The sequence below is a fragment of the Colwellia sp. E150_009 genome, from assembly GCF_053543955.1.
Map to the genome: position 1 here is coordinate 26,060 of NZ_JBHFOM010000017.1, position 15,031 is coordinate 41,090.

The following is a 15,031-nucleotide window of genomic DNA, read 5'->3' on the forward strand; positions in this document are numbered from 1 at the left end:
AATTTGGCAGTACCGCTGTCATAGGTTTCCCGTTAGACCGGTTACTTTGCGTCTCTAGTTTTCACTAGATTTGCCCTTGTCGAGCTTTAGTAGCTCGAATTCATTATAACCTTCCAATTTAATTTGTAAACAAATAACTAACATCCTAATGCTAATCACGTTAAAATGATTTTGTTACTCTTCTAACGTTGTGTTTTTACTCAGGTTAATAATGAAAAAAATTTTTACTCTATTTAAACTTATGCCAATATACCTGCTATTAACAATAAGTTTCAGTGTTTTTCCTGCAGAACAAACACAATCACCAAAAGATCAACTAATTAAAAAAGTAGAGTTTTTGATTACTCAAAACAACGAAAAGCTCGATTACAACGAAGTATTAACATTAAGTAATCAAATCATTATTCAAAGAGAAAAGTACCCAAACGCAATCATCGCCAAAACGTATTTATTACTTGCCTATGTAACAAGCAATAAGGGTGAACTAGAAACCGCATATCAATTTATTCAAGATGGTTTAACTGCACTTCCAGGACAAGATCCAATAAAGCTATGTTTACAAATCAAGTTAGCTGATATTCTTTCAGCCAAAAAATTATATAAACAACTGCTGATCACTGCTCAAGAGGCTATCGATATGCCTCAAGATAAAAATAAGGTTTCCTATTCTTTATTTGCATTAAGTTATCGAAGTGTTGCCTATGCCATGTTAAACCAGTATGAATCAGCATTAAATGATTTACAAAAAATAGAATCTATCATCGAAGAAAATCCATCTTTTGCAGAACACATCGCCTTATTAAGTATTTTAGCCAATGCTTACTACCACTTAACCGATTATCAAACAGCCCTAACAATGAATCTAAAAATATTACAATTACGATTTAAATTAAAAAGGTTAGAGAATGTTGAAAAAACCTATTACCATTTAGGTAATACTTTTTACCGTTTAAATCGATTAGATGATGCATATAATGCCTACTGGGAATCTAAAAAATATGCTCAAAAAAAATCAGCCAAAATACATATGGCATATGCTAGCCAAGGGTTGGGATTAACTCTCTTACAGCAAAAACAATTTACTGAAGCAAAAGCAGAGCTTAAACAAGCAAAAATATTATTCTATCAACACAATTTAACAACCCCTTATCTAGAAACAATTATTTCATTAATTCAGCTCAATAATTTAACTAAAGAGAAACAGGCTTCTTTCGCTTTACTAGAAGAAGCAGAGGAATTGGCAATAAACATAGACTTAACCAATGATTATATAATTATATATCAATTACTTGCTGACTTGCACGCACATAACAATCATATAAGCAAAGCCTATTTTTGGCAAAAAAAATATAGCTCAGCCCTACTAACATTGAAAAGAACATCCATATCAAATAATCCACTAGCAACTAAACACACAATCAGTTCAGCTAAATCAGCAAACATAGTGGCTAGTACAAAAGCACGCGACCTTTCTGTAAAACTTGCTGAGCAAAGTGCATCAGCCGCCTCTTATTCAACCAAATATAAACAGCAACAAATCGTCATTGTAATATTATCAAGTCTAATATTTTTATTACTGTGCTTTATTATATTTTGTTGGTTACAAGATAGAGCTAAAAAACTCAAAAATGCACATGAGGCAATAGAAAAACCAAGCCATATGATTGCCACACCAATACAAACCAAAGAGCTTTATGAAAAAAGCTTTAATATGGCCAGAAGATACTCATACCCTCTGACACTAAGCTATATTTCAATTAGTAATTGGCAAGAATTGACCTTTCAATTTAATAAAAAAATAGTGGCGGAAGTTGCGCGAGAAATAGCCAGTGTAATCAACAAGCACATCAATGAATTTGAAAGCGCAGGGTTAGTTCATGAAGGAGAATATTTACTCATTTTTCCTCACCAACATAAAAAAGAAGTAGCCATGGTGATAGAAAAATTAGTGTTAGACTTAAAGCTTAGATTCTTTGCTAATTTAGGTGATTTTTCAGTTGTTATTGCCTACTCAACTGAAAGCCCGAATTTTCAAGATATAGACCCTTATATTTATCTCTCACAATTAAGTAATTCAATAAAAATAAATCAGTAACTAAACGCATTAAAAGTGCTATATTGAGTTGGAATTGAAAGGCTAACTTACCTGAGCTCAGCTTAATAAATGTTTCTCTAGCAGCTATTTTCTTTACTTCATCGTTAAATTTACTTGCAATAGTTCCCTATTGACGCGAAATTTGCCTTAAATTAAGAAAAACTATCAAGTTAGAATATATTAAACCGTTCAGGTTAACTTCTCATTTTAATATTGGCTGCAGTATCAATTTCGCCTTCTATAGAAATAGTGGCGGTATTCCCATTACATTGCAATATCGCAATATTACCATGATGGCTATGGCGAATATAAGCAAGATCATAACCAAATTGAGATAAACTACTTGCTGCAAATTTTTGAGCTAACGAAAGCCTAGCCCATAATGTGCTTGTTACATCACTATTTTGCTCTCGTCTTTCTAGTAAGGCTTCTCTTTGAATGTTAGCTTGCATATAAATCTCAAAATTTAACAAATCATACCAACAACGGTAATAAAAATATGTTAAATATACAAAATTAAATAAAATATCGAGCTAAAATATCCTAATTTGTTTTAGACATCAACACTTATTAAATGAATAATACCTGTTATTATGTCTGAAAATATAAATAAAATATAGAGTATTTAAATGAGCATTGTTTTAGATGAGTTACTTTCTTTACTAAAATTAGAAATAATAGAACAGGGAATATACCGAGGACAAAGCCAAGATTTAGGCTTTAGAGCTTTGTTTGGCGGACAAGTAATGGGACAAGCATTATCAGCCGCACAAGAAACCATTAGTTCAGACCGTTTTGTGCATTCTCTTCACTCTTACTTTTTACGTGCTGGTGATGCGTCCAAGCCTGTAGTTTACGAAGTGGAAGATATTCGAAACGGTGCGAGTTTCAGCACGAGAAGAGTGCAAGCAATACAGAATGGCAAAGCAATCTTTTACATGACCGCTTCTTTTCAAAAACCCGAAGATGGTTTTAATCACCAAGACAATATGCCCACAGTCCAGGGGCCTGATGGTATTCCTTCGTACAGCGATTTTATTGTAGAAAATCAAGATGCTCTACCTAAAGCAATGCGCGATAAATTTTTAGCTGAAAAGCCAATAGAGATTCGCCCAATCCAACAATATAATTGGCTAAAGCCAGAAAAGGCAGACTCTACATACCAAATTTGGTTTAAAACCAATGGAAGTTTATCTGATGACCTACGCAGCCATAGTTGTATGCTTGCCTATGCATCTGATTTTCATTTTTTACCTGCGTCATTATTACCCCATGGTGTTAGCCATTTGCTGCCAAACTTCCAAATAGCAACGGTCGACCATGCCATGTGGTTTCATCGTCCATTTCGCTTTGATGACTGGCTGTTGTATTGTATAGATAGTCCTTCTGCTAGCAACGGACGAGGCTTAGTTCGTGGACAAATTTTTAATCGTCGAGGCGAGCTTGTCGCTTCAACGATGCAAGAAGGTGTTATTAGGCAACGATAGCCTAATCTAGCGCACCCGAAATTTTAATTAGTTGAAATATTTAACAATATTATTTCAACTAATACGCTAGCTTGAGCGATTTTCTATTTCTATTAGTAATACCATATATGGTATAAAACTCAACCGAGTTTAGATGAGCACGGATGAATAGCAATTCCTTAATCACAGTTTGCTATTTACTGCTGAACTTTTCCAATCAAACCCTGTAGGATTTTGAAAGACACGCAAATCAAAATGTGGAGCAATGGCTAATAAGTGATCAAAAACATCAGCTTGAATTGCTTCATATTGAACCCAATCTGTTGTGTTGGCAAAACAATATAGCTCTAATGGTAAACCACTTGCTGTTGCAGGTAACTGCCGCACCATTAAAGTTAAGTCATTACGAATATTAACATTCTCATGTAGATACATTTCTATATAAGCTCGAAACGTCCCGATATTCGTTAACTGTCTCGTATCAATAACACTCGAATGTCCGCCTTGGTTTAACATTTTATTTTCAATTTCAAGTTTATTTTTTTTATCTGTTAAATAAGTTTTCAACAAGCTGGTACTTGCTAAAAAATCAACTTTTTCCAACGAGTAAAAGTTAATACTACCAATATCTATCAGTAAGCTACGTTTAATACGTCTAGCCCCTGTGTGATACATATTACGCCAATTTTTAAACGAATCACTAATCAAAGCATATGTCGGTATTGTCGTGATTGTTTTATCAAAATTTTGCACTTTAACCGTGTTTAAACCAATTTCAATCACATCACCATCAGCACCATATTTAGGTAGCTCAATCCAATCTCCTGCTACAACCATTTTATTGGCCGAAATTTGAATACTAGCAACCAATCCCTTAATGGTATCTTGAAAAACCAAGATAAGCACCGCAGTTAACGCGCCTAAACCACTCAGTAAATATATTGGAGATCTATTTAGAATAAGCGCAATAATGACAATGACAGCAACAAGATAAACAACTAACTTAATTACTTGAATGATAGCATTAAGTGGTAAATATTTTTGCTTGGCTGTTTCACCATATAAACTTTTACCTACATTAAGCATTGCACTTATACTGTGAGCAACTTGAAAGGTTAAAAATATCTTTGCAAATAATATAAGTAAATTAGCGGCCAGTGACTCTTCAGTAAAAATAAGGGGGGTCATCAATAAAATAAAAATGAAAGGCAGTAACAATGTAAGGCGCGTTAATACACCATATTCAATTAAGGTATCATCCCATTGGTTTTTGGTTTTAATAATCAATTTATAAGTTATTTTAAGAATTTGATTTTTAGCAATGTAGTAACTAATTACTGCTATAAATAAAATAACAAATAGGCTCATCAGCAACACACTTATTTCAAGGTATTCATCACCAATCCCTAGCTTTAGTACCCAAGTTGTTATTAAATCATTCATATAAATCCCTTACTAGCGTTCAATTGACTTAGCCGTTTGTTGCATTTTATCAAGTCTAACATCTTTATCATGCCAAAATTGCATTAACCATTTTTGAAAGGCTATTTTATGTGCGCGGTCATTGGCATAATCACCACTTAATTCATGAGAAATTTTCTGTGTATGTATTTCAATATGAACATTTTTAACACGACCACAAAGAAAATCGCCAAAACTTGGAATGCCGTCAGGATAATAAATCGTAACATCGACAATAGTAGTTAAATATTCGCCCATCGCATCAAGTACAAAAGCAACGCCACCAGCCTTAGGCTTTAACAAATGATTATAAGGTGAATTTTGTTTACCATGTTTAACTTGTGTAAAACGAGTGCCTTCGATAAAGCTCATAACACTTACAGGCTTATGTTTAAATTTTTCACAAGCCTTACGCGTGGTTTCTAAATCTTTACCACGCAAATGAGGATTCTTTTTTAAGAAAGCTTGAGAGTAACGTTTCATAAAAGGAAAATCTAACGCCCACCAAGCTAACCCTAAAATGGGAACATAAATTAATTCCTTTTTTAAAAAGAATTTTAAAAAAGGAATTTCACCATGCAAAATTCTTTGGAGCACCAGAATATCCACCCAACTCTGGTGATTCGCTAACACCAAATACCAATCTCTTTTATTTAACCCTTCCAAACCTGTGATTTGAAGATTCATTTTAGTAAAGAGCTTTTGATTAAGTGTATTGATTGCAACCCAATTACTCGCCATTAAATCTAACAAATAACTTAAAACCTTCTGAAAAAAACTTAAAGGGATTATCGCTTTAAGTAAAGAAAAAACAACAATAGGAATAACCCAAAACACGGTATTAAGGGTGTAAAAACAAAAAGACAAAATAGCAATAAGTGGCGCAGGCAGAAAATTAAGCATGATTAAAAACGTTTAAGTCAGTTACAAAAAAATAAATTAACTATATTTAATCACGCTTTGTCAAGAATTTGTATTTTTAATTAATTTATATACCCAAACCACCTCAAGATGCTCGTTTCAGCATCTTGAGGTGGTTTGGGTATAAAAAAAGAGATATGCTTTATCAGTATTTAGGCGCACAATAATGTCTAACTTTAACTGTGAATTTTTACCTATATAAGTTGAATGACTACCCAGTTTTTAGCATACTAAAACAAGCAAATAATAACAGGAGGAAAAATGAATTTTAATAGAGCTGTAATCAAAGTGGGTAGCGCTTTAGTCGCTCCTGCCAAAAATGGTTGTAGCGGAAAGTATATTTTAGCAATAGCTCAATTTATAACTAAATGTCATCAACAAGATAAGGAAGTTATTCTAGTCTCTTCAGGTGGTGTTGCTGCTGGCCGTAGTGTTATCCGTCATGGTAGCCCAGAATTATCAGTCTCAATGAAAAAAGCTATGTCAAGTGTTGGCCAAATGAAAATGATGGCAAACTGGCAACGATTTTTTGATATACCTTGCAGTCAAATATTAATCACTCAAGACGATCTTGAAGATCGTGAGCGCTATATCTCTATAAAAGACACCATCCAAATTCAATTAGAAAATGGCATTCTTCCCATCGTTAATGAAAATGATACGGTAACAACTGAAGATCTAAAAGTAGGGGATAATGACAACCTTTCAGCCCTAGTTGCACAAGCCTGTGAAGCTGATTGTCTATTTATTTTGAGTGATATAGACGGTGTATTTACTAAAGATCCTAACATTCATGATGATGCGGTATTGATTCCTAAAATTGATGAAATTACCGATGAAATATATGCCATGGCAGGCACCAGCCGTAACCATTTATCTACTGGGGGAATGAAAACCAAAATAGAAGCGGCAGAAAAAGCCACAGAACATGGTATTAACACTTTTATTCTCAACGGCACCAAAAGCGAAGTATTTGAGTCATTAATACGTGGAGTGAATCCAGGAACGCTTTTCTCGGCTGAGCAAAACACCATTAAAGCTAAAAAACACTGGCTAAAACATACGGTAAAAAGTCACGGCAGAATAACCTTAGATAAAGGTGCTGTAAATGCTCTTTTAAACAAAGGTGCTTCACTATTACCCGTAGGTATTAAGTCTGTTGCTAGAATATTCGATGTCGGTGACTGTGTTGATATAATTGATCAGCAAACTAAAACCATCATAGCAAAGGGTATTACCCAATATAGTAATAAAGAATTAAAACGTATAAAGGGTAAACACAGCGACGAAATCAAGCTCATTTTAGGGCATGACGCTGGTGACGAAGTCATCCATCGTGATGACATGGTCGTTCTTGAACAAAATATTGAAGTTAAACCTGCCAAAGTAGCGCCGAAAGAAACTGAAATCAAAGGAGCACAATAAGATGCAACAATTTAATATGGCAACAATGGCAACGAATGCAAAAGTAGCAAGTAGGGTTGCAGCCCAACTAACAACAATTGAAAAAAATACACTATTAAACAGTATTGCTGATGCCATTGAGGTCAGTAGTGATCAAATTATTAAAGAAAACAGTAAAGATATTGCAGCGGGTAGAGAAAAAGGCTTAGCTGAAGCTATGCTTGATAGGCTTTTATTAACTGAACAAGGCATTAAAGACATAAGTGGCGCTATTCGTGAAATAGTTGCTTTAACTGATCCTGTTGGCGATATTGCAAATTTATCATTACGTCCTAACGGTATGCAGGTAGGAAAAATGCGCATACCTTTAGGTGTCATTGCCATGATTTATGAAGCACGCCCTAATGTTACTGCGGAAGCAGCTGCACTTTGTATAAAATCGGGAAATGCCGTTATTCTTCGCGGAGGCTCTGAAGCTATTCATTCTAATTTAGCCTTAGCTAATTGTTTACATCAAGTACTCACTGAGCATGGTATTGATAAAAATATTGTCAGTGTTATTCCTGATACTAGCCGTAGTGTTATTGAGCAATTACTAAAACAAAGTGATACTATCGATTTAGTGATCCCGCGTGGTGGAGAAGGCTTAATTCGTTATGTCAGTGAGAATAGTCGTATTCCTGTTATTCAGCATTTTAAAGGTGTTTGCCACTTGTTTATTGATAAATATGCTGAGTTAAGCAAGGCCATTAATATTTTAGTTAATGGAAAAACCCAACGACCCAGTGCATGTAACTCACTCGAAACCTTGTTAGTGCACAAGGATATTGCAGCTGAATTTTTACCCTTAGCAGCTAAAGCATTAGCGGATGCCGCAAATGTTAAAATTCATGCCTGTGAAAAAAGTCTGCCGTATTTTAACAATGCTGAACAGGCAACGGACGATGATTATCATGCGGAATATTTAGCTCAAGAAATTGCCGTTAAAGTTGTCACTAGCTATGATGATGCCGTTGCTCATATTAATGCATACACTTCAGATCACACTGAAGTTATTGTCACACAAGACACTTCTCGCGCCCAACAATTTATACGTCAGATCAACTCATCCGTTGTGATGGTAAATGCTTCATCTAGGTTTTCTGATGGTAACCAATTAGGACTCGGTTCTGAAATTGGTATATCAACTAGCAAACTGCATGCATATGGTCCGATGGGGCTAGAGTCATTAACCACAGAAAAATTTGTTGTTTTTGGTGATGGTCAAATCAGGGAGTAGCAAGCCAAGCTGATCGACTTCACTATTTAAAACAATAACCCTAATACTTATTCCCTGCGAAGCAGGAGATGAGTATTAGGGCGTTATAAAACTCAGAGCAATTCCATCAAAGCGTGGTGAGTATCGCTAATTCTTCAGAAAATAAATCAGCAAAAAAAATCAAAAGTGGAAAAACATAAAAATACCCTCTCATAAACAGCTGAATTGTTCTATTTGCATGATTTAGCTCCATAAAATAATCCATTATTCTTCTCCCCTTAAAGGCAATAGAAAAACAAATTACGGCTGTAATGACTAAACTTTTGTCTGCGGTTTCTGCTACTAACGCATTCGCCAATGTAACTAGCATTAGCATAATCCAAGATATATCTAACACATTTAACTTAAACATTATCGCTCCTTATCTAAGTACATATAACAGTGGAAAAATAATAACCCAGGCAAGATCTACCATATGCCAATAGGACGCTATTGCCGTTAAGCCAAGGTGATTACTCTGTGTATAACGACCAGATTTAAGCTGAAAAATAGCCCAAATTAAACTACCACTAGCCCAACCAACATGAAGCAAATGGTTAAACGTCATATAATAATACAAGGTGTAAAACTTATTTGTATTAGTTTGAATACCTTGATCAACATTCCAATGATATTCCCACACTTTTATAACTAAATAGATGCCTCCACATAAAATTGCACGCCATAACCACTTAATACTTTCATCTGGTTTATTAACACGAATAGAAGCTAAAGCCTTAGCAACAAAATAACTGCTTGAAATTAAAGCAACTGTATTCAGCGTTCCCGCTAAGGTATTAAGCTGTAATGGACCTTGATTAAACTGCTCGGGGTAATGCGCCTTAGCAATAAAATAAATAATAAAAAACAAAGCAAATTCAGTTAATTCTGCAAAAATCCCCACCCAAACCGCTTTGTTGCCTGGTATTTTATTAACCGTTTCAGGTTCATTTTTCACTGCACCACAGCCGTTTAAATAAAAAGTATTTTCCGTAACAATATTCATAAATCACCTATTAGAGATTACTACACGAATGTATGTTGTTATACCATCTATGGTATTATTAGATTATTTCATACCACTGTAAAAAATCATTGATTTATCTAAAGAAACCTGTGGTTGTTCTATAGATTGAATGGTAAAACTAATATCAATTATTGCTTGATTCATTTTTTCACTATCAACAGATAAGGTCAGAGGAAATTCTCTCATTACGCCAGCTTTAACCATTAAATTTTTAGGTAAGGTTAGATTAGCGTTTTCAAGACCCGCAACTGAAATTTTATAATGTGAGTCTTGCTGGGTTTTGTTAAGTATTTTCAGCGTATAGGTATTCTCTACAATACCTAAATAATTAGTACGGTAAAGCATATTTCTATCTCGTAAAATAGAGGCTTCTAATGGAATCCGAGTGCTTATCCAATAGGTTGTTAATGTAAAAATAATCATAGTAAAAAGCCCATAGGCAATCACTTTATAATTAGTTCTTTTTGATTTTTCATTCGATAATGCTTGCTCACTGGTGAATGAAATTAAACCTTTTGAGTAATTGAATCGAGCCATAGTTTCATCGCACGCATCAATACACAAAGCACAATTAATACATTCATATTGTAAGCCATTTCGTATATCTATACCTGTAGGACAAACGTCTACACAAAGATTACAATCAACACAATCACCCAAGCCAAGCGCCTTGGGGTCATCTTTCAATTTACGTGGTGATCTTTTTTCACCACGAGATTTATTATAGGCCACAAGCAAGGTACTTTTATCAAACATTGCCGCTTGAAACCTTGCATAGGGACACATGTCAGTACAAACTTTTTCTCTTAACCAACCCGCATTACCATAGGTACATAACGTAAAAAAACATAACCAAAACGTCACTATAGCAGAGCAATCCAATTGGATAATATTACTATATAACTGGGTAACAGGAATAAAATAAGAAATAAAGGTACTAGCACTAATAAAAGACATTAATAACCATAGAAAATGTTTTATACTTTTTTTATGAAATTTATTGAATGTCATTGGCTGTTTATCAAGTGCAATTCTTTGATTTCTCGTTCCTTCAACTCGATGCTCTACCCACACATAAGCTAATGTCCATACAGTTTGTGGACAAACGAAACCACACCACACACGCCCTAACCAAGATGTCACAAAAAATAACGAAAAAGCTCCAACCATGAAAATACTGGCTAACAAAATAAAATCTTGTGGCCAAAAGGTTACAGAAAAAAATCTAAACTGTTGCTTGGCAATATCAAGCAATACAGCTTGCTGGCCGTTGTATTGAATAAATGGGAGTAAAATGAATATAAAAATTAATATCCAGCTTAGTAGTCGTCGAATTTTTTGATAATCCCCTTTCTGCTCTCGAACATAAATTGACTGATTAGATTTATAGGGTTTAATAATTAGGTTTTCTTCTTGAAGATCAAAGTTCATTGCTAACAACAGCTTAATAATTAATTTACCAAGCTATAACAAAAAACAGGCCAACAATAAAAAACAATAACACATTGATTTTAATATATTAAATAAATCTATACATATATTATTTACACGATATATCGCGAATAAGCGATATATCGTGTAGTTTTCAATATTAGCGAACTATATTGAGTTTTTTCATTTTTGATCTCAACGTGCTATCAGGCATGCCCAGAATTTTCGCCGCGCCAGCATTACCGCCTATACGCCACTGACAAGCAGTTAATACCTCAATAATATAATTCTTTTCAACCTCAGCTAAAGTGCTTTTAGTTGAGATGCTATTCTTTGGATGATGATTAAAATTTTGTTTAATATTTAGAATTTTTGAATTCGATAAAATAACTTCGCGCTCAAGAATATTTTGTAATTCTCTAATGTTTCCTGGCCAATCATAGTGAGATAACTTAATTAAACTACGATTATTTATTCCTGTTATATTCTTATTAAGCTTCTGATTTAACTTATGTAAAATACTGTTGCACAGCAATGGAATATCATCAATTCTATCTCTTAATGCAGGCACTTCTATTGGAAATACATTTAACCTGTAGTATAAGTCCATTCTAAATAAACCTTGTTCAACCATAGATAATAAATTTCTGTTGGTAGCAGCAATGACCCTAATATCAACTTTTATTGTTTTACTGCCACCCACTCGTTCAAATTCACGCTCTTGTAGTACTCTCAATAATTTTGTTTGAGCTTCTGCTGACAGCTCACCAATTTCATCTAAAAATAACGTGCCTTTATCTGCTAACTCAAAACGCCCTTTACGTCTTTCATTCGCCCCTGTAAAAGCCCCTTTTTCATGACCAAACAATTCGGATTCTAATAAATTAGCACTAAATGCCGAACAGTTAACTTTAACTAATGGAGAATTACATCGATGGCTTAATTGATGCAAATTGCGAGCAACTACTTCCTTTCCGGTTCCATTTTCACCTAAAATTAAAACAGTACTATCTGTTTGGCTAACAATTTTTATTTGATCTAATAATCCTTTGAATAGAGGACTAATGCCTTCTAACCCTGATCCTGTCCAACTTTTATTTATTTCATCTTGCAAATAAGTATTTTCTTCTTGAAGTTTTTCGCTTAGTTCATTTACTTTCTTTAAAGCCTCACGCAAATTAAAATCGGTCAACTTTTGTTGGCTTACATCACGAAAAACAGCAACGGCTCCAATAAGCTCTCCCGCTTTGTACACAGGTGTTGACGTATATTCTACGGGAAAAAAACTACCATCTTTTCGCCAAAATACTTCATTCGTTACTCGTCGTTTTACACCATCACGCATGGTGTTATAAATTTCACATTGCTCTACAGGATATTCATCACCGTTCTCATGACTATGATGATGATACTCGTGAATATTTTTACCTAATAATTCATGTGCAGGCCAACCAGTCATATGTTCCGCAGCTGGGTTAACAAAAACAGCATTTCCTTGAGCATCAAAACCATAAACCCCCTCGCCTACAGCATTTAATAGCAATTCTGGATCAGATAAAAACTGTTTGATTGTATGAGACATAACCACCTCTTGCATAAACACGAAATACCGTGCCTTCTTTAAACGGATTATGATAGATTTTAGATAGAATTGAAAATATTAAACTAATTTAAAACAATATCCTTTCACAAGTGATAATCAATTTTATACAAAGATGATTACCACGTTTTAGTACGCTTTATTTAACTTCATCTAAATCGGCAGCCTGTTACTGCTTTGTTCACCATAAAATATATTTACTGTCATATGGTACTTGTACCTGAGGCGTTAACTAAGTATTCTATGCGGCCGTTTTTAGTCGATATTAAGTAGGTAAAAGATGATAGGTTTTGATTATGGTACATCCAATTGTAGTGTTGCAGTGATGAACAATGGTCAACCTAAAATAGTCTCGCTATTAAATAACAATACAATTGCGTCAAACTTATATGCTCCTGATCGCGACATCATCACGCACTGGTTACATCAACAATTAAAAGGTGAGCAACAAGCTGATTTTGCAACTGAACGTAAAATACAACTTTTAAAAGGACAAAGAGCGCAACGTGAGCTTGCTTTAGATGGCATTGATAGTGAGTTGGTCTTTGGTAAATCAGCTTTGAATAAGTATTTGGAAGATCCAGAAGAAGGCTACTATATCAAATCGCCTAAATCTTTTCTTGGCGCTAGCGGTTTAGCACCACTACAAATTCAATTATTTGAAGATATTGTCGCAGCAATGATGAGTAATGTTAAAAAACTCACTGAAACAACGCTAGGCTATGAAATAACCCAAACTGTTATCGGACGACCAATAAACTTTCAAGGGTTACACGGTGAAGAGAGTAACAGACAAGCCATAGAGGTATTGACTAACGCAGCTAAACGCATTGGCTTTAAAAACGTTGAATTTCAATTTGAACCTGTCGCGGCTGGTTTTGAGTTTGAAGCAAGTTTAACAAAGGAAACTCGTGTATTAGTTGTTGATATTGGCGGTGGCACAAGTGATTGTTCTCTCTTATTAATGGGGCCCAAGTTAAGTAGTTGTGAAGACCGTACACAACATTTATTAGCCCATAGCGGTGTACGTATTGCAGGCAACGATTTTGATATTCAACTCGCCTTACAAGGCATTATGCCAAGCTTAGGGATGAATAGTTTATTGAAAACTGGCAAACCCATGCCTACCAGTAGTTTTTACCAAGCCTTAGCTATCAATAATATTAATGAGCAAACAGCATTTTATAGCGCAAAGAACAGACGAGATCTAGTACAACTGTCTCGAGATGCCCAAAACACCGAAATGGTCGAACGATTATTAACGGTACATGATCACAAACTTAGTTATCAATTAGTTAACGCTGCTGAGCAAGCTAAAATAGCCTTATCAGAACATGATAAGCACACCATTAATTTAGATAACATTAGCGAACAACTCAGTGCTGACGTAACTAAAGAAACACTGTGTACAGCCAATGCACGTACACTCTCAAGCATCGGAAATTTAATGCAATCAGCGGTAAATCAGGCGCAATGCCAACCAGAAGTTATTTTTGTTACTGGTGGCACAGCTAAATCACCCGTGTTAAGTGATTTTTTACAACAACAGATGCCTAACATCCCTATTGTTGTTGGTGATCACTTTGGTAGTGTTACATCAGGTTTAGCGCGTTGGGCTGAAAAAATATACCAATAAAGCACTCTTTATACTGAATAATATCAATTGAATTAACTCATCTGTAAATTCATGTGCTATAACTTAATAGACAGAGGGTTTTAATAGATAATGATAGAGGGCTTTAACTTATTTTAGATGTGATTTTTTATTCTATTTAACCTGAGCTCAGGTTATTTAGTTTTGTATTAGTATCTCAGACTCAAATAAAATATACAGCTTGTCATTTTCATGATGATAATTTTGGTTACGTTATAAGGAATTTTACTATGCTTCAGTCAGTTGACCTACGTGATTATATGGTTACTAGTCCAATCAAGGTTAAAGAAGATGCTAATCTATTCGATGCAATGAAAGCCATCATAGACAATAAAGTATCAGGGGTTTGTGTCATCAATAAAGATAAAGCCCTCGTGGGAGTGCTTTCAGAAATGGATTGTTTAGCGGCTGTACTTCAAGCAACTTATAATAATGTTGGTGTTGGCACAGTTAGTGAGTATATGACCAAAGAAAATATCGTGGTTGCCCACCCTAATGATGACATCATTGATGTTGCTCAAGATATGTTACTCAAAAAGCATCGTCGTAGACCTGTCGTTGAAAATGGCGAACTAGTGGGTCAAGTTTCTTGTCGACAATTACTGACTGCTGTTAATAAATTTAATAAGTAATAATTATTCTATTTTGACGAATACCCATTAAAACAAGTGATTT

13 protein-coding genes and 1 riboswitch are annotated in these 15,031 nt (G+C 34.6%); of the genes, 6 read left to right on the forward strand and 7 right to left on the reverse strand.

The features are described 5' to 3' along the window. Nucleotides 1-2 precede the first annotated feature (2 nt). Nucleotides 3-85, reverse strand: a riboswitch (cyclic di-GMP riboswitch). A gap of 126 nt (nt 86-211) precedes the next feature. Next, entirely contained in the window at nt 212-2,095 is a 1,884-nt protein-coding gene (locus ACE1OF_RS09560) for a tetratricopeptide repeat protein (RefSeq protein WP_448894111.1), read from the forward strand. 194 nt (nt 2,096-2,289) lie between these two features. On the opposite strand, the gene ACE1OF_RS09565 is transcribed toward ACE1OF_RS09560, so the two are convergent. Then, the gene (locus tag ACE1OF_RS09565) at nt 2,290-2,547 is read right to left on the reverse strand and encodes a hypothetical protein (protein ID WP_448894113.1); all 258 of its coding nucleotides are present in this window, start codon (nt 2,545-2,547) and stop codon (nt 2,290-2,292) included. Between the two features lie 177 nt (nt 2,548-2,724). Here ACE1OF_RS09565 and tesB point away from each other — a divergent pair, with 177 nt between their 5' ends. Continuing rightward, nucleotides 2,725-3,582, forward strand: coding sequence for an acyl-CoA thioesterase II (gene tesB / locus ACE1OF_RS09570; RefSeq protein WP_448894114.1), 858 nt, complete (start codon nt 2,725-2,727; stop codon nt 3,580-3,582). 162 nt (nt 3,583-3,744) lie between these two features. Here tesB and ACE1OF_RS09575 read toward each other — a convergent pair whose 3' ends face one another. Beyond that, nucleotides 3,745-5,004: a mechanosensitive ion channel family protein gene (locus tag ACE1OF_RS09575; RefSeq protein WP_448894115.1), complete on the reverse strand. Its 1,260-nt coding sequence runs from the start codon at nt 5,002-5,004 to the stop codon at nt 3,745-3,747. A gap of 12 nt (nt 5,005-5,016) precedes the next feature. Continuing rightward, nucleotides 5,017-5,925 carry an acyltransferase gene (locus ACE1OF_RS09580; RefSeq protein ID WP_448894116.1) on the reverse strand — a complete coding sequence of 303 codons (909 nt, stop codon included), beginning with the start codon at nt 5,923-5,925 and terminating at the stop codon, nt 5,017-5,019. Between the two features lie 279 nt (nt 5,926-6,204). On the opposite strand from ACE1OF_RS09580, the gene proB reads away from it, so the two are divergent. Both proB and ACE1OF_RS09590 read left to right on the forward strand, forming a co-directional pair. Further along, entirely contained in the window at nt 6,205-7,368 is a 1,164-nt protein-coding gene (gene proB / locus ACE1OF_RS09585; protein ID WP_448894117.1) for a glutamate 5-kinase, read from the forward strand. Between the two features lies 1 nt (nt 7,369). Continuing rightward, the gene (locus tag ACE1OF_RS09590; protein WP_448894118.1) at nt 7,370-8,626 is read left to right on the forward strand and encodes a glutamate-5-semialdehyde dehydrogenase; all 1,257 of its coding nucleotides are present in this window, start codon (nt 7,370-7,372) and stop codon (nt 8,624-8,626) included. A gap of 106 nt (nt 8,627-8,732) precedes the next feature. Here the strand turns inward: ACE1OF_RS09590 and ACE1OF_RS09595 are convergent, their stop codons facing one another. From ACE1OF_RS09595 to ACE1OF_RS09610, 4 genes are all read right to left on the reverse strand, one after another. Beyond that, complete coding sequence (locus ACE1OF_RS09595; RefSeq protein ID WP_448894119.1) at nt 8,733-9,017, reverse strand: cytochrome C oxidase subunit IV family protein; 285 nt, start codon at nt 9,015-9,017, stop codon at nt 8,733-8,735. A 9-nt stretch (nt 9,018-9,026) separates the two neighbouring features. Then, on the reverse strand, nt 9,027-9,650 hold the full coding sequence (locus tag ACE1OF_RS09600; protein ID WP_448894120.1) for a cytochrome c oxidase subunit 3 family protein: 624 nt from the start codon (nt 9,648-9,650) through the stop codon (nt 9,027-9,029). Between the two features lie 63 nt (nt 9,651-9,713). Continuing rightward, entirely contained in the window at nt 9,714-11,102 is a 1,389-nt protein-coding gene (gene ccoG, locus ACE1OF_RS09605; protein ID WP_448894121.1) for a cytochrome c oxidase accessory protein CcoG, read from the reverse strand. Nucleotides 11,103-11,262: 160 nt separating this feature from the next. Next, nucleotides 11,263-12,684 (reverse strand): sigma-54 interaction domain-containing protein, encoded by a 1,422-nt coding sequence (locus tag ACE1OF_RS09610; protein WP_448894122.1) that lies wholly within the window; start codon nt 12,682-12,684, stop codon nt 11,263-11,265. A 298-nt stretch (nt 12,685-12,982) separates the two neighbouring features. Here ACE1OF_RS09610 and yegD point away from each other — a divergent pair, with 298 nt between their 5' ends. Both yegD and ACE1OF_RS09620 read left to right on the forward strand, forming a co-directional pair. After that, on the forward strand, nt 12,983-14,338 hold the full coding sequence (gene yegD, locus ACE1OF_RS09615) for a molecular chaperone (protein WP_448894123.1): 1,356 nt from the start codon (nt 12,983-12,985) through the stop codon (nt 14,336-14,338). A gap of 248 nt (nt 14,339-14,586) precedes the next feature. Then, the gene (locus tag ACE1OF_RS09620) at nt 14,587-14,988 is read left to right on the forward strand and encodes a CBS domain-containing protein (protein ID WP_448894124.1); all 402 of its coding nucleotides are present in this window, start codon (nt 14,587-14,589) and stop codon (nt 14,986-14,988) included. The last annotated feature ends 43 nt before the right edge of the window (nt 14,989-15,031 follow it).